The organism is Streptomyces sp. NPDC044571, from assembly GCF_040647115.1.
Classification (GTDB): Bacteria; Actinomycetota; Actinomycetes; order Streptomycetales; family Streptomycetaceae; genus Streptomyces.
The window spans coordinates 35,423-49,478 of sequence record NZ_JBEZBN010000046.1 but is presented as its reverse complement, the minus strand read 5'-3'; the positions used below and the strand labels follow the sequence as shown (position 1 = coordinate 49,478).

General features: G+C 72.6%; 13 protein-coding genes. 7 read left to right on the top strand and 6 right to left on the bottom strand.

Going from position 1 to position 14,056, the window contains the following annotated elements; all coding sequences use genetic code 11:
• Window positions 1-205 precede the first annotated feature (205 nt).
• A complete protein-coding gene (locus tag AB0B01_RS23200) occupies window positions 206-1,933 on the bottom strand; it encodes an AMP-dependent synthetase/ligase (RefSeq protein WP_361722212.1) in 1,728 nt (575 codons plus the stop codon).
• Between the two features lie 117 nt (window positions 1,934-2,050).
• Between AB0B01_RS23200 and AB0B01_RS23195 the strand changes: the two genes are divergently transcribed.
• Together AB0B01_RS23195 and AB0B01_RS23190 are read left to right on the top strand one after the other, a co-directional pair.
• The gene (locus AB0B01_RS23195) at window positions 2,051-3,061 is read left to right on the top strand and encodes an AraC family transcriptional regulator (protein WP_361722209.1); all 1,011 of its coding nucleotides are present in this window, start codon (window positions 2,051-2,053) and stop codon (window positions 3,059-3,061) included.
• A gap of 179 nt (window positions 3,062-3,240) precedes the next feature.
• A complete protein-coding gene (locus AB0B01_RS23190; protein ID WP_361722206.1) occupies window positions 3,241-4,419 on the top strand; it encodes a lipase family protein in 1,179 nt (392 codons plus the stop codon).
• Window positions 4,420-4,430: 11 nt separating this feature from the next.
• Here the strand turns inward: AB0B01_RS23190 and AB0B01_RS23185 are convergent, their stop codons facing one another.
• The 4 genes from AB0B01_RS23185 to AB0B01_RS23170 form a co-directional block, all read right to left on the bottom strand.
• On the bottom strand, window positions 4,431-6,044 hold the full coding sequence (locus AB0B01_RS23185; protein WP_361722203.1) for an alpha/beta hydrolase: 1,614 nt from the start codon (window positions 6,042-6,044) through the stop codon (window positions 4,431-4,433).
• Window positions 6,045-6,158: 114 nt separating this feature from the next.
• The gene (locus AB0B01_RS23180; RefSeq protein ID WP_361722219.1) at window positions 6,159-7,982 is read right to left on the bottom strand and encodes an AMP-dependent synthetase/ligase; all 1,824 of its coding nucleotides are present in this window, start codon (window positions 7,980-7,982) and stop codon (window positions 6,159-6,161) included.
• Between the two features lie 196 nt (window positions 7,983-8,178).
• Complete coding sequence (locus tag AB0B01_RS23175) at window positions 8,179-9,030, bottom strand: helix-turn-helix domain-containing protein (protein ID WP_361722200.1); 852 nt, start codon at window positions 9,028-9,030, stop codon at window positions 8,179-8,181.
• 213 nt (window positions 9,031-9,243) lie between these two features.
• Window positions 9,244-9,651, bottom strand: coding sequence for an ATP-binding protein (locus AB0B01_RS23170; protein ID WP_361722197.1), 408 nt, complete (start codon window positions 9,649-9,651; stop codon window positions 9,244-9,246).
• A gap of 155 nt (window positions 9,652-9,806) precedes the next feature.
• On the opposite strand from AB0B01_RS23170, the gene AB0B01_RS23165 reads away from it, so the two are divergent.
• Both AB0B01_RS23165 and AB0B01_RS23160 read left to right on the top strand, forming a co-directional pair.
• On the top strand, window positions 9,807-10,664 hold the full coding sequence (locus AB0B01_RS23165; protein ID WP_361722194.1) for a helix-turn-helix transcriptional regulator: 858 nt from the start codon (window positions 9,807-9,809) through the stop codon (window positions 10,662-10,664).
• Window positions 10,661-10,852, top strand: a complete 192-nt coding sequence (locus AB0B01_RS23160; protein WP_361722191.1) for a DUF397 domain-containing protein — start codon at window positions 10,661-10,663, stop codon at window positions 10,850-10,852. The genes AB0B01_RS23165 and AB0B01_RS23160 overlap by 4 nt, the downstream gene beginning before the upstream one ends.
• A 42-nt stretch (window positions 10,853-10,894) precedes the next feature.
• On the opposite strand, the gene AB0B01_RS23155 is transcribed toward AB0B01_RS23160, so the two are convergent.
• A complete protein-coding gene (locus AB0B01_RS23155; protein WP_361722188.1) occupies window positions 10,895-11,593 on the bottom strand; it encodes a hypothetical protein in 699 nt (232 codons plus the stop codon).
• A 114-nt stretch (window positions 11,594-11,707) separates the two neighbouring features.
• On the opposite strand from AB0B01_RS23155, the gene AB0B01_RS23150 reads away from it, so the two are divergent.
• The 3 genes from AB0B01_RS23150 (at window position 11,708) to AB0B01_RS23140 (ending at window position 14,035) form a co-directional block, all read left to right on the top strand.
• Window positions 11,708-12,028, top strand: coding sequence for a hypothetical protein (locus tag AB0B01_RS23150; protein ID WP_361722185.1), 321 nt, complete (start codon window positions 11,708-11,710; stop codon window positions 12,026-12,028).
• Between the two features lie 72 nt (window positions 12,029-12,100).
• Window positions 12,101-12,577 carry a hypothetical protein gene (locus tag AB0B01_RS23145; RefSeq protein WP_361722182.1) on the top strand — a complete coding sequence of 159 codons (477 nt, stop codon included), beginning with the start codon at window positions 12,101-12,103 and terminating at the stop codon, window positions 12,575-12,577.
• Window positions 12,578-12,589: 12 nt separating this feature from the next.
• Entirely contained in the window at window positions 12,590-14,035 is a 1,446-nt protein-coding gene (locus AB0B01_RS23140) for a hypothetical protein (RefSeq protein ID WP_361722179.1), read from the top strand.
• The last annotated feature ends 21 nt before the right edge of the window (window positions 14,036-14,056 follow it).

Here is a 14,056-nt window from a genome sequence, read left to right as displayed (position 1 = left end):
GCAGTCTGTTGTCTTTCCGGGGCGGGCCGGGCAGTCAAGGGTGGCCGAAGGCCATCGCGAAGCGACGCGACGAAGGAGCGCCCTTGACGGCCCGGCACGACACGGAAGGACAGTGGACTGACGGGACGCCCCCGGACCTCCCCTGATGCCGGGTGCGGGCATCCCGGCCCCCGAAGCCCCCCCCCCGCCCCACGCCCCACGCCCCTCAGTCGTACAGCGCCTCGATCTCCGCCGCGTAGCGTTCCGCCACCGCCCCGCGGCGGAGTTTCAGGGTGGGGGTCAGGGTGCCCGATTCCACCGTGAAGTCCTCCGGCAGGATGTGGAAGGCGCGGATGCGGGCCGGGCGGGAGACCGTGGCGTTGGCCGCCGTGACCGCCTCCGCGATCAGGGCGCGGAGCGCCGGGTGGGCCGCCGCCTCTCGTGGGGTCAGCGCCAGGCCCTCGCGCTTCGCCCACGCCGTGGTCTCCTCCGCGTCCAGGGTGATCAGGGCGACCGGGTGGGGGCGGTGGTCGCCGATCAGGACCGCCCGGGAGACGTACCGGGAGCGCTGGAGGGCGAACTCGACCTCCGTCGGCGTGATGTTCTTGCCCGCCGAGGTGATGATCAGCTCCTTCTTCCGGCCGGTGATCCGCAGGTAGCCGTCCTCGTCCAGTTCACCCAGGTCGCCCGTGCGCAGCCAGCCCTCCGCGTCCAGTGCCTCCGCCGTCGCGGTGGGGTTCGCGTGGTAGCCCGGGAAGATCATGGGCCCCCGGGCCAGGACCTCCCCGTCCTGCGCGATGCGCACCTCGCAGCCCGTGATCGGGCGGCCGACCGTGCCGTGGCGGACGGCGCGCGGGTGGTTGAGGCTGATCACCCCGCCCGACTCGGTCATGCCGTAGCCCTCGTAGACGGCGATCCCGCAGGCCCGCAGGAAGTCCAGGGTCGCGGGGGCGATCGGGGCTCCGCCGGTCAGCGCCCAGGTCAGCCGGCCTCCGAACGCGCCGCGGACCAGGGAGTACAGCGATGTCTCCGCCTCCCGGTACGCCTCCCGGGCCGACTCCGGCAGCCGGTTCTCCGCCGCCAGCAGCCCGAGCCGCACCGCCTCCCGGAAGCGCTCGGCGCCGCCCTCCTGCGCCTCCGCCAGGGAGAGCACCACCGCGTGCACCTTCTCGAACAGCCGTGGCACCGAGGGCAGATGGGTGGGCCGGGCCTCGGCGAGCTCCGACAGCACCTCCTCGATCCGGCCGCCGAAATAGCACAGCTCACCGCCCTCCAGCAGGGTCGTGAACTGGATCAGCTGCGCCAGCAGGTGCGCGAGGGGGAGGTAGAGGTACGTGGAGTCGCCCGGGGCGCCCTGGACCAGCGGGAGCGTCGCGTCCTGGACGGCGCCCAGGTTGGCGTGGGTGAGGCGGCACCCCTTCGGCGGGCCCGTCGTGCCCGAGGTGTAGACGATCGCGGCGTCCGCGCCGGGCTCCACGGCGTCCGCCCGGGCGAGGAGTTCGGGCTCCGGGGCCGGGTCGAGTCGCGGCAGCGCGTCCATCCGTACGACCGCGCGCAGCGCCGGCAGCTTCGCCCGCAGCGCCTCCACCCGCGCGGCCTGGGCCGCGTCGTCGCAGACCACGGCCACCGCCTCGGAGTCCGCCAGGACCCAGGCGAGCTCCTCCTCCCCCGCCGTCGGGTAGACCGGTACGAGGACCGCCCCCGCCGCCAGGATCGCGAAGTGGGTGTACGTCCAGGCCGGCCGGGTCTCGGCCAGGACCGCCACCCGCTCGCCGGCCGCGACTCCCAGGCCGAGCAGGGCGCGCCCGGTCTGCCGTACCGCCGCCCCCAGTTCCGCGTACGTACGGGTCTCCCACCCGCCGTGCCGCCCTCGGAACCGCAGTGCGGTCTCCTGGCCGTACCGCTCCTCGGTCCACTGGGTGAAGACCGCCAACGTGCTCGGCCGACCGTTCATCGCGCACCCCTCCTGGATCGGTGACCTTTGACGCTAGCCACCGCCGGACGGCCCCCGGCATGACCGGAAGCGTCACCCCCGCTGACCCCGGCGCTCATTGGGGCTACCGTCGAAGGCATGGGGAGGCGGACGGTCACCGTGCACCATGTGCGCGCCGTGCTGGCCGGGGCGGCGCGCAGCGGCATCGACACCGTGCCGCTGCTCCAGGAGGCGCAGATCCCGCCGCTGCTGCTCGGTGACGACCGGGCCCGGGTCACGTCGGCGCAGTTCGCCCGGCTGTTCCGGGCGCTGTACCGGAGCACGCAGGACGAATTCCTCGGCCTGTCCTCCGTGCCGAGCCGGCCCGGCACCTTCGCGATGATGTGCCACGCCTCGCTCGGCTGCCGGGATCTCGGTGCGGCCGTGGAGCGGGCGGCGGCGTTCTACGGTCTGTTTCCGGGCGGGCCGGAGCTGGAGCTCGAAGTCGACGGCGCCGAGGCCCGCTTCACCGTGCGCAACGACTTCGCGCGGGACGAGGAGCGGTTCTTGACCGAGTGCGTGCTCGCCATCTTCCACCGGTTGAGCAGTTGGCTGGTCGGGCGCCGGATTCCGCTCGTGTCCGCCGGCTTCTCCTATCCGCCGCCGCCGCACCGCGACGAGTACGCGGTCCTCTTCGACTGCCCGGTCCGTTTCGGGGAGGGCCGGACGGGCGCGGTCTTCGAGGCGCACTGGCTGGCCGCGCCGCTCGTACGGGACGAGGCGGCGCTGGATGCGATGCTGCGCCGGGCCCCCTTCGACCTGCTGTCGCGGCCGGAGTACGGGACGACGGTCTCGGAGCAGGTGCGGCGGGCGCTGGCCCGGCAGTTGCGCGGCTCGCCGCGGCTGCCGGCGCTCGGGGAGGTGGCGGCGCGGCTGGCGGTGTCCCCGGCGACGCTGCGGCGGCGGCTGCAGCAGGAGGGGACCTCGTTCCAGCAGTTGAAGGACCACGTGCGGCGGGATGCGGCCATCGCGGGGCTGGCGGAGGGCGGTGAGCCGATCGCGGAGCTGGCGGCGCGGCTCGGCTTCTCGGAGGACACCGCCTTCCACCGGGCGTTCCGCCGGTGGACGGGGACGACGCCGGGGGCGTACCGGATCGCTTCGGGCGGCTGAGGTCCCGTCTCGGGGGACTGAGGTCCCGTCTCGGGCGGCCGTCGGCGGCGCGCGCGTGCCGGGTGGGGTGCGAGATCCCGTCAGGAAAGCTGAGCTGCGCGGTCAGCGACGTTCCGACCGGTCGGTCACTACCTTCTCCTCACCCACCCCGCACGGATCGAACCGTTGGGAGAGCCGCCATGCGTTTTCGAATCCCCCCGCGTCCGCGCCGCAGCAGCCTCGCCGCCGTGGCCGCCCTGGCCCTGACGGCCTCGGTGCCGGTCACCGCCGCCGCGGCGGAGCCGGCCGCGGAGGCCGGCCGCCCCGGTGACCTCGTCGCCGTCGCGCCCTCCGCCTTCCACCCGCTGCCAGGCCAGCCCACCGCCACCAAGGCCTGGAAGATCCACTACCGCTCCACCACCGCGGACGGTGCCCCGAACGTGGTCTCCGGCACCGTGATCGTCCCCCAGGACGGCCGCACCGGCCCGCGTCCCCTCGTCACGTACGCCGTCGGCACGGTCGGCATGGGCGACTCCTGCGCGCCGAGCAACAACCTCCCCCACGGCACCGCCATGGAGGCCAACCTGATCCAGCAGCTCACCCTGCGCGGCTGGGCCGTGGTCGTCACCGACTACGAGGGCCTGGGCACTCCGGGCGTCCACACCTACACCGTCGGCCCCTCCGCCGGCCACGCCATGCTCGACGCGGCGCGCGCGGCGACCCGGCTGCCCGAGGCGGGCCTCCCCGCCGACACCCCGGTGGGCATCATGGGCTACTCCCAGGGCGGCCAGGCCGGCAGCTGGGCCGCCGAGCTGCAGGGCTCGTACGCCCCGGAGCTGAAGGTGAAGGGCACGGCGACGGGCGGGGTCCCGGCCGACCTGATGGAGGTGGCCGACTTCAACAACGGCTCCTACGGGTCGGGGCTCATCTTCATGGCGGCCGCCGGGCAGGACGCGGCCTTCCCCGAGCTGAAGCTGGACTCGTACCTCAACCCGGCGGGCAAGGCGCTGGTCGGCGGGATGAGGGAAGGCTGCGTGGCCATCGACGCCATCGCCGGATCGTTCAAGCGGATCTCCGACCTCACCACCCGCAATCCGCTCGACCAGCCGGACTGGCAGGCCCGCCTGAACCAGAGCAGGCTCGGGCGGACGGCCCCGGCCGCGCCGGTGCTCCAGTACCACGCGCTCGGCGACGAGCTCATCCCGTACGCCGTCGGCCGGCAGCTGCGCTCCGAGTGGTGTGCGAAAGGCGCGAACGTGGAGTGGGACACGATCTGGGTCGGCGAGCACGTCAGCGGCGTGATCACGCACTCCCTCGCGGTCGGGAACTGGCTGGCCGACCGCTTCGCGGGACGCGCCACGCACGCCAACTGCCCGTAAGAAAGCGGAGGTTACGAGCCGGCGGGGCAGGAGCTGCGACCGGCCGGGAGGCGGCCGTCGACCAGGAAGCGGGTCACGTGCTCCCGTACGCAGCGCGAGGCGGAGTAGCCGGTGCGGCCGGCGCCGTGGTGGTCCAGGACCACCGCCGGGCCGCCGAGGCGCCGCGCCGTCTCCTGCGTCCAGCGGTACGGGGTCGCCGGGTCCGCGCGCGTGCCGACGAGCAGCATGCGCGGTAGCCCGGCCGGCTGGTCGATCCTGCGGAGGAAGTCGGTGCCTGCGGGGCGGCCGTAGCAGGAGAGCACGGCCGCCAGCTGCTGCGGCCCGAAGACCTGCGAGGCCCGGCGGAAGTCCTCCTCCAGCCCGTCGATCTCCTGCGCGAGGGCCGCGGCACCGGCCTCGTCCCGGCTGTGGTCGGGGTCGTCGGCGCAGTTGACGGCGGTCAGTGCGGCCGCGCCGTTGTCGGCGGGCACGGGAGGTACGGGAGGTGCAGGCGGTGCGGGGGCCGCGGCGCCGCTCCGCCCGCGCGGCGGCTGCGTCGGGCCGCCGAGCCGGAGCAGGCCGCCCGGTTCGCGCTCCCGTTCCACGAGGGCGAGGCCCGCGGCGAGAGCCGGCCACGTCTGCTTCGCGTCCAGCGCGGTGGCGAGGGAGGAGACGGCGTCCTGGCCGGTGAAGTACGAGCCGTCCTCGCCGACGAGCGGTTCGGCGTCGAGCCGGCTGACGAGCGCACCGACCTTCTCCTGGGCGGTGCGGGGGTCGGCGCCGTAGACGCAGTCCTTCCGCCGGGCGCACCAGGCGAGGAAGTCGTCCAGGGCCTGCTGCCGGCCCCGCGCGGTGACGAGCGCCCGCTCGACCAGCGGTTCGGTGAGGGTGTCGACGCCGTCGAGGACCATCCGGCCGGTGGTGCGCGGGAACTGGGCGGCGTACACCACGCCGAGGCGGGTCCCGTACGAGAAGCCGAGGTAGTTGAGCTTGGCCTCGCCGAGGGCCTGGCGGATGCGGTCCAGGTCGCGGGAGACGTTCACCGTGCCGATGTACGGCAGGACGGGGCCGGAGGCGAGCTCGCAGCGCCGGACGACGGCGCGCAGGGCGGCCAGCCGCGCGGCGGCGTCCTTGTCGGAGGCGGGGTCGGTCTGCTGGGAGCCGCCGCAGCTGACGGGCTCGCTGCGGCCGACCCCGCGGGGGTCGAAGGCGACGAGGTCGTAGCGCTCGCCGAGGGCGGCGAAGGCGGCGGGGTCGGCGGCGAGCCCGGCGATGCCGGGGGCGCCGGGGCCGCCGAAGTTCAGCAGCAGCGAGCCGAGCCGCCGGTCGGGGCGCCCGGTGGCGGGCAGCTTGGCGACGGCCACCCGCACGACACCCTTCCCCGGACGGGTGTGGTCCAGCGGCACGTCGAGGGTCCCGCACCGCATCCCGGCGGGCACGGCCGTCTGGGGGCACTCGCCCCATCGGATACCGGGCCGGGGGTCGTGCGCCACGCCCAGGGAGGCGGCCAGCAGCGCGACACCACCGCCGACGACGACACCGATCCGGGCCCGCGAACGCCCACGGGCCGGGGCCGGGACACGGGCACGCCCACGGGCACGGGCACGGGCACGGGCACGAAGAAAACCGGACTGGGACTGGGGCACGCCACCCTCCTAGGGCAACCCCCCGGACCCATCGGCCCCCACCCTAGGCGCCCCCGGGCCCCCCTGCACGGCGAAGCAACCCAGGGCGACACCCGCCCCCCTCCGCCGGCGGGCCTACCCGTTCCCGGACGGCGGCGTCCGGTACATCGCCTCGATCTCGTGCGCGTAGTCCCGCGCCACCACGCCCCTCCGAAGCTTCAGCGACGGCGTCAAGTGCCCCCGCACCTCCGTGAACTCCCCCGCCACCACCGCGAACCGCCGGATCGACTCCGCCCGGGACACCAGCCGGTTCGCCTCGTCCACCGCCCGCTGGAGCTCGGCCCGCAGTTCCTCGTCCGCCACCAGCTCCCTCATGGGCACGCCGGTCTTCTTCCGCATCTGCCGCCAGTGCGCCAGCCCCTCCGGCTCCAGGGTGATCAGCGCCGTGACGTAGGGCCGGTTGTCGCCGACGACCATGCACTGTCCGACCAGCGGATGAGCCCGCAGGCAGTCCTCCAGCGGGGCCGGGGCCACGTTCTTGCCGCCGGAGGTGATGATCAGGTCCTTCTTGCGGCCGGTGATCGTCAGGTATCCCTCCCCGTCCAGCTCGCCGATGTCCCCCGTCGCGAACCACCCGTCACCGGCCTGGACCGTCTGGGCCGAGTTCCAGTACCCCGTGAACACGTGCCGGCCCCGCAGCAGCACCTCCCCGTCCTCCGCGATCCGTACCGCCGTACCCGGCAGTGGCCACCCCACCGTCCCGAGCTTCGGTTTCAGCGGCGGCGTGACCGTGCTGGCGCCGGTGGTCTCGGTGAGCCCGTACCCCTCGAAGACCTCGACGCCCGACCCGGTGTAGAAGGCCGCGAGCCGCCGCCCCAGGGGGGAGCCGCCGCTCAGGATGTACCGCACGCGGCCGCCCAGCGCCGCCCGGATCCGGCGGTAGACCAGCGGCTCGTACAGGGCCCGCGCCGCCCCGAGGATGATCCCCGCGGCCCTGCCCTCCACGGCCGCCTCCCCGTACCGCTGCGCGATCCGCGCCGCCCGGTCGAAGGACGCGGCGCGGCCCATCCGTTCGGCGGTGGCTCGCGCGGTGTTGTAGACCTTCTCCAGGACGTACGGGATGGCCAGCAGGAACGTCGGCTGGAATCCGGCCAGGTCCGCGAGGAGGTCCTCGGTACGGATGCTCGGCGCGTGTCCGAGCTTCACCCGCGCCCGCAGGCAGCCGACGGCCACCATCCGGCCGAAGACGTGCGACAGCGGCAGGAACAGCAGGGTCGACGCGGGCTCCCTGCTCACCGACTTGAAGACGGGATGGAGCAGTTCCACGGAATTGTCGACCTCGGCGAAGAAGTTGCCGTGGGTGATCACGCAGCCCTTGGGCCGTCCGGTGGTCCCGGAGGTGTAGATGAGCGTGGCGACGGACTCGGGCGTACGCAGGGCCCGGCGCGCGTGCACGACGGCGTCCGGCAGGTGCTCCCCGGCCTTGACCAGCCGGGCCAGCGCCCCGGTGTCGAACTCCCACAGGTGCGCCAGCCACGGCAGCTGGGTCCGTTCGGCGCTGATGATGCGCGCCTGCGCGGTGTCCTCGACGGCACAGGCGACGGCGCCGGAGTCCTGGATGATCCAGCGGGCCTGGAGCGCGGAGGAGGTCGGGTAGACGGGTACGGTGACCAGCCCGGCCGCCCAGCCGGCGAAGTCCAGCAGGGTCCACTCGTACGTCGTACGGGCCATGATCGCGAGGCGGTCCCCCTCGCGCAGCCCCTCCGCGATCAGGCCTTTGGCGACGGCCATCACCTCGGCCGCGAACTCGGCGGCGGTGACGTCCCGCCAGCTGCCGTCCCGCTCCTTCCGGGCGAGCACCGCCTCCCGCGGCGCCTCCCGGGCGTTCAGGAACGGGATGTCCCCGAGCGACCCGCTTCCCGGCACCCCGACCAGCGCGGGGACCTCCACCTCCCGCACGACCCCGTCGACGGCGGTGATCACGGGCTGGACCGGCTCCGGCAGGGCTTCCACGGCGCTCTCCTCGGCTCGACTCCGGCGTTACCGCCGGTAATCTACGGACGAGTCATCGCCCTGACCACCCTCTCGACAGGCCCTGACCGCCGCACGCACGACTCCTCCACCCGCCGCCCATACGCCTCCACGCGGGAAGCGGTCAGGCCGCGACCGCCGCGTCGGGAGGGCAGTCCCGGCAGCGGCCCGGTTCGGGGGCGCGGAAGGCACGGTCGCAGCCGTCGCAGGTCTGGAACGGGTCCGGCCGTCTGACCTCCGGCTTGGAGGGCGCCTTGGGCAGGTGCGGCGGGAGCAGGGCGGCCAGGCGGTACGCGAGGACCGATGCGGGGTGGCGGAGGTGCTCGGGGAGGTTCGCCGACAGCGCCACCCCGACGGCCTCGGGATCGGCCCCGCGCTCCAGCCAGAGCGACAGGGCAGGCGCGAGCCTCCGTACGTCCCGCTCGGACAGCAGCAGCCGCGGGTCACGGCCGCGCAGGCCGGCAAGGACGCCCGCTGCTCGGGGATCGACCGGCCCCGCCGCAGGCGGCTCGGGCTGCGGCCGCGGCTCCGGGCCCGGGCCCGGCTCCGGGTCCGGCTCCTGCGGCTCCTGTGGGGGCGGGGAGGGCGGTGGGGGCGGGGGCCCGGCGGGGGCCCCCGGGTTGTTGTACGAGTACGTACGGGTCACCACCTGCCCCGTGTCCAGCCGTACGCGTCGCCGCTCCAGATACCCGTGCGCCTCCAGCTCCCGGAGGGCGGAACCGATCCGGATCTCCCCCTCCCGGAACCGCTCGGTGAGCGCCTTGATGCCGACCGGGGCACCGTCGGGCAGCGACTGGATGTACGCCGCGACCCCGATGGCCGTCGCCGACAGGTCGGGGTGCTGGAGCAGGTGGTTGCCGACCACGGTGAAGTGACGGGCGTGCCTCGTGTTGACGTGGATGACACCGGATCGGGGGGTCCCGGCGGGAACGCGGGACGAGGAACGCGAGGGCGCGCTAGTGTGCTCAAGAGCCATTGGGAAGATGCTGCTTCCTGGTTGGTCAGGCCCTCGGCCGGGATGCCAGTCCCGCCGGGGGCCGTCTCATGTCTGCGGTTGTCGGGGCGAGCATATGCCCGCCAACCGGCCAGAAATCCAGCTGAGTTGGCACGGTTCACCCGACCGAGCGACGCGGGCCGGTTGGGTTGGGTTGGTTGGTTCTTTCCCCCGGTTCTTTGGCTCTTTATGCGTCTAGGCACGCCGGATCGCGGCGCCCCGCGACCCGGCCGTGAGGGAGACGTCCGCCCACACCACCTTGCACGGAGCCGGCCCTTCCCTGACGCCCCAACGGTCCGCAAATGCTTCGACCAGGACGAGCCCCCGCCCCGAGTCGCGGATCTGCGGGATTCGGTCTCCCCGGGCGTCCGTCACCTCGATGCGCAGCGTGCCCGAGGTGACGGTGAGCGCCAGCCGGAAGTCCCGCCCCGGGACGCGCCCGTGGGTCACGGCGTTGGCGGCGAGCTCGGCCACGATGTGCGCGGGCGCCGCCAGAGGGAGTCCCCAGCCACGCAGTTGTTCCACCGTGAGCAGGCGGGCGAGCCGGGCGCCGCGGGGGGTGGCGGAGAGCTGGACGTGAAAGTCGACGAGTTGAGAGATCACGTCACTCAGCGTGGCCGCCCGTGCGTAACGTGAGAAGCGCCGCGGCCCGTACGTCCCGCGTTTGTCCGGTGGTTGTCCGGCGCTGTCGTGGCTGTCCGGACCGGCCGTCCGGGTACGGGGCGTTGAGGACATCGGCTCGTCGGAGGTGGGCGCGCGTGGGCGTGGACAGTGACGGTACGGAAGAGCCCGGCTGGGACATCGATCCCGAGGACGAACAGGGAGCCGCGGTCCTGTCCGCGCTCGGCCGCCAGCTGCGGGCCTGGCGGGAGTCGGCGGGGATGCGGGCCGCGGACTTCGGTACGGCGATCGGATACGGGGAGGACCAGGTCCGCAAGGTCGAGGCGGGCAAGCGCATCCCCCGCCCCGAGTACCTGGACAGGGCGGACGAGGTGCTCGGCGCGGGCGGCAAGATCGCCGCGATGAAGGGCGACCTGGAGCAGGTCCGCTACCCGAAGAAGGTACGCGACCTGGCGAAGCTGGAGGGCCGCGCCGTCGAGATCGGCGTGTACAGCACCCATGCCATCCACGGCCTGCTCCAAACACCGGAGCACGCCAGGGCTCTTTTCGAGATGCGACAGCCGACCTACCCGCAGGACGAAGTGGAGCGCTACATCGCCGCGCGCCTCGCCCGCCAATCGATCTTCGACCGGGCACCCGCCCCTGCACTCAGCTTCGTACACGAGGCATCGGCGCTGCGCCGTCCCATCGGAGGCACAATGGTGTGGCGCCGACAGCTCGAACGGCTCCTGGAGGTGGCTGCGTTGCGCAACGTGTCAATCCAGGTAATGCCGAATGACCGTGAAGCGCACGCCGGGATGGACGGCGGGATCGAGATCCTGAAGTTCGATGACGGCACCGGCGTGGGGCGCTCTGAAGGGGCGTTCAATGGTCGCGCCGTTTCCGATCCGAAGCAGCTCCGGATCCTTGAACTGCGCTATGGCATCATCCGGGCTGAGGCTCTCACGCCCCGTGAGTCACGGGACTTCATCAAGGAACTGCTGGGAGAGACATGATCGACAATCCCGAGCTGGACTGGTTCAAGAGCAGCTACAGCAGTGGCAGCGAGGGCGACTCCTGCGTCGAGGTGGCCACCACCCCCGCCGCCGTTCACGTCCGCGACTCCAAGGACACCGAGGGCCCGCAGCTCGCCTTCGCGCCGCAGGCCTGGGCCGGGTTCGTGGCCCACGCGTCCGGTAGCTGAACGGGCTCGTCAACGCCCCCGCGCAGACATCCCGATCGGCCGTCAGGCGCGGGTGCAGACGTGGACCGACTCGCTGTGCCCGTTCTCGCTGTGGACGATGCGCAGCACGTTGTTGCGGTAGGTCACCTTCAGCACTTCACCCTCGCTCGTGTCCCTGGCGCCCGGCGGCTTCCACGGGAAGGTGAGCGACAGGCCCTCCCCCGCCTCCTTGGGCACGGTGAGGGCCTCGCCGCCGGTCAGCCGCTGCACGCCGCCGGGGGCGTCGTACACGTCGAGGTTGAGGTGGCCGCCGCGCAGCAGCCAGCCGCCGGACCAGGTGACCGGGGAGCCGCCGCCGGTCCAGGTGATGGTGAAGCCGCCGTTCCCGCCGCCGTCCGCCATGACCGTGGCCGTCCCCTTCACGGTCTTGCCGTTCGGGGTGGTGGACTCCAGGTTCCACTTGCCCTTGACGAAGGCGTCGAAGGCCCGGGCGGCCAGGCCCGAGGTGGCGGGCTCCGAGGCTTCGGTGGACGCCGCCCCGGTCGACGCGGTCGCGGTGGCTGTGGCGCCGGAGGGCCCACCGGTGGTGGGGGACCCGGAGGGGCCGGGGGCTCCCCCGGAGCCGGACGGTGGCGTGGCGGCCTGGTCCTTGCCCGGACCGCATGCCGCGAGCAGTGACGCGCCCACGCCGATCGCCAGGTAGCGCAGTGCGTTGCGCCGCCCGATGATCCGTGCTGCCGCGCGTATCTCTCCTACCGTCACTGTCGTTCCCCCGTACGCCTCTTGGACAACAGCAGCCGACTATACGGCCGGCTCGGGGCCCGGGAACCGCTTGATCGTCCACTGCGTCATCGGCAGGGTGAAGGACGCAATGCGATGACGTACGGGCGCGAAAGCATCGACCTGCCCGAGGACCGGGGTTGTCTTCAGTGGGTCCTGGGCGTTCCGCTCGGGATCCTCCACCTGCTGAACGCCGGCACCGTCTTCTCGGCCGTCCTCGCGAGCCCCCAGGGCGACTGGGACGACCGGGGCCACGAGCGCATCGACGCCATGTGTTTCATCTCCCTGTGCCTGAGCGTGCTCGGCCTGCTGATCACCCTCGTCCCGAGCATCCGCCGCACCATGGGCCCGTGGTGGCCGGCCCTGCCGCTCGCCCTCGGCGTGATCGCGTACACGCGTATGGCCACACTGGGCTGACCTGGTCGAAAGCCCAACCGCCAAGGACCGTATCCCAGTTGTACGGTCGCAAGGCCGTGGTGAAATGACCTGATGGTATGGAATGAGTGGGAGAGCGCGAAGGCCGAGGTGGCCGCCCAACGGCAGGTGTCGATGCGGCTCAACCAGCTGCCCGGCGGCCCGGGGGGTGGCAGCGGTCAGGCCGATCTCGTCGCGCACCAGGACGACCTCGGTGACGTGGGCCACGAGGCCTTCCTGCTGCACGGCAAGTTGCAGAAGCAGGCCGACATCGCCGGCGCCGGGTCGAACAAGGAGGGGGCCGGTTCCACGATGCAGGCCGCCGCAACGTTGAAAGCGAGCAAATTCGCCCTCGGAGGCGAGCTGGAGACGACGGTCTCGGTGTGGACCTCGCAGGTCCAGACGGTTCTACAGGCCTGCGCGCACATATCGAACCATCTGGACTACTCGAAGAAGGCGCACGCCGAAGACGATGCCGCGATCGCGGCTTCCCTCCGGAACCGGGACGGCTCCGCCGTGCCGGTGTCGCGTCTCACCGAGTACTTCAAGTAGGGGCAGCGCGGAATGAACTACACCGAGCTCATCGAAGTCGATCTCGGCAAGCTGGGAACTGCGGTCGCGGACTGGAAGCGCATGGCCGGAGATCTGGAGCGCCTCGGCGGGGAGGCCCGCGACGGCCTGAAGGCGAAGGCGGAGAAGGCCCGCTGGGAAGGGGTCAACGCCGGAGTGACCCGCGACTTCACGGGAAAGACGGTGAAGGAGTTCGAGGACCTCCACGCGGAGGCGAAGAGCATCTTCAGCGTCCTCGACGACGCCCACACCGAGCTGAAGAGCCTCCAGCAGCGGGCGAAGGGCCTGGCCGACGACGCCAGGGAGAACGGGTTCTTCGTGAGGGTGGGCAAGGACGGGGGAACGGTGGTCGTGGAACCCTTGATGTGCACGGTGGAGGGGCCAAACCAGAGGCAGAAGGACCTGATGCGCTGGTACGCGGACACCCTCGCCGACGTGGTGACCCACGCCTCCGAAGTCGACGCCGCCGCGGTACGGGCGCTGCGCGCGAGCCACGGCGGTGACCCCACCAACCCGGGCCACGCGACGTACACCTCGCTCGACGGGGAGATGCTGCCCCGGGCCGTGAAACTGGCCGGTCTCGGCGAGGACGCCAACGACAAGCAGCGCAAGGAGCTGCGGCGGCTGTGGCAGTCGCTCAGCCCCGAGTCGCGGGCGCAGCTGTGGACGCAGCACAAGGACGACCTGCTGGCGGCGGGCCTGCTGGCGCCGTCGGTCAAGCAGGTGTCCGCGGACAAGGGCGCGGGGGCGTACGACTCCGAGTCCGCCGGCGCCAAGGACTATTGGAAGGAGCTCCAGGCGAACGGGATCTCCAACACGGGTGACTTCATGGGCAAGACGGACGCCGCCCGGCACATGGACCACTACCTGAACGGCTCGGGCCTTCCCCTCGACCTGGATGTCGACCGGATGCTGAACGACGAGGACGACCAGGTCCTCAATCAGCGGACGTCGAAGGTTCGCACCGAACAGCAGGAGGAATGGCGCCGCCAAGCGCTGGAGGCCTTCGAGAAGTCGGGCGGAAAGCCCGTCGCCATCCCGGTGGAGACGGCCGGGATGGGCTACACCCACGAGAAGGGGCCGGACGGTACGAACAACTGGTACCTGGCCGTGGGCAGCGCCATGACGAACCAGACCGGTGTGGTCACGGCGGTTCCGGGCCCGGACGGCAAGCCGCAGGTCAGCATCGACTACCAGGTCAACGTCTGGGACCGCTACAACTGGGACCCCGGCAAGGTGACTCCCATCGGCCCGACCACGGTGACCGACGCCGACATGGCCCGTCTGCACCGGACGGGGTTGGCGCAGGAGTTCGACATGAGAGGCAGCAGCTCCGTGCAGCACCACGACCTCAGCTCCGGGGGCTCCTGGCCCGAACCGAAGGATCCGGGCCGGGACGGGACGCGGACGGACATCGGCCGGAACGGGGACGCACGGTGAGGGGTCTGCAACGACGGAAGC

What these genes read in the sequence shown, in the direction of transcription:
- AB0B01_RS23190 (WP_361722206.1), top strand. Translation starts at nt 3,241, where the DNA reads ATGCGTTTTCGAATCCCCCCGCGTCCGCGCCGCAGCAGCCTCGCCGCC.
- AB0B01_RS23175 (WP_361722200.1), bottom strand. Translation starts at nt 9,030, where the DNA reads ATGGCTCTTGAGCACACTAGCGCGCCCTCGCGTTCCTCGTCCCGCGTT.
- AB0B01_RS23200 (WP_361722212.1), bottom strand. Translation starts at nt 1,933, where the DNA reads ATGAACGGTCGGCCGAGCACGTTGGCGGTCTTCACCCAGTGGACCGAG.
- AB0B01_RS23160 (WP_361722191.1), top strand. Translation starts at nt 10,661, where the DNA reads ATGATCGACAATCCCGAGCTGGACTGGTTCAAGAGCAGCTACAGCAGT.
- AB0B01_RS23145 (WP_361722182.1), top strand. Translation starts at nt 12,101, where the DNA reads ATGGTATGGAATGAGTGGGAGAGCGCGAAGGCCGAGGTGGCCGCCCAA.
- AB0B01_RS23150 (WP_361722185.1), top strand. Translation starts at nt 11,708, where the DNA reads ATGACGTACGGGCGCGAAAGCATCGACCTGCCCGAGGACCGGGGTTGT.
- AB0B01_RS23140 (WP_361722179.1), top strand. Translation starts at nt 12,590, where the DNA reads ATGAACTACACCGAGCTCATCGAAGTCGATCTCGGCAAGCTGGGAACT.
- AB0B01_RS23195 (WP_361722209.1), top strand. Translation starts at nt 2,051, where the DNA reads ATGGGGAGGCGGACGGTCACCGTGCACCATGTGCGCGCCGTGCTGGCC.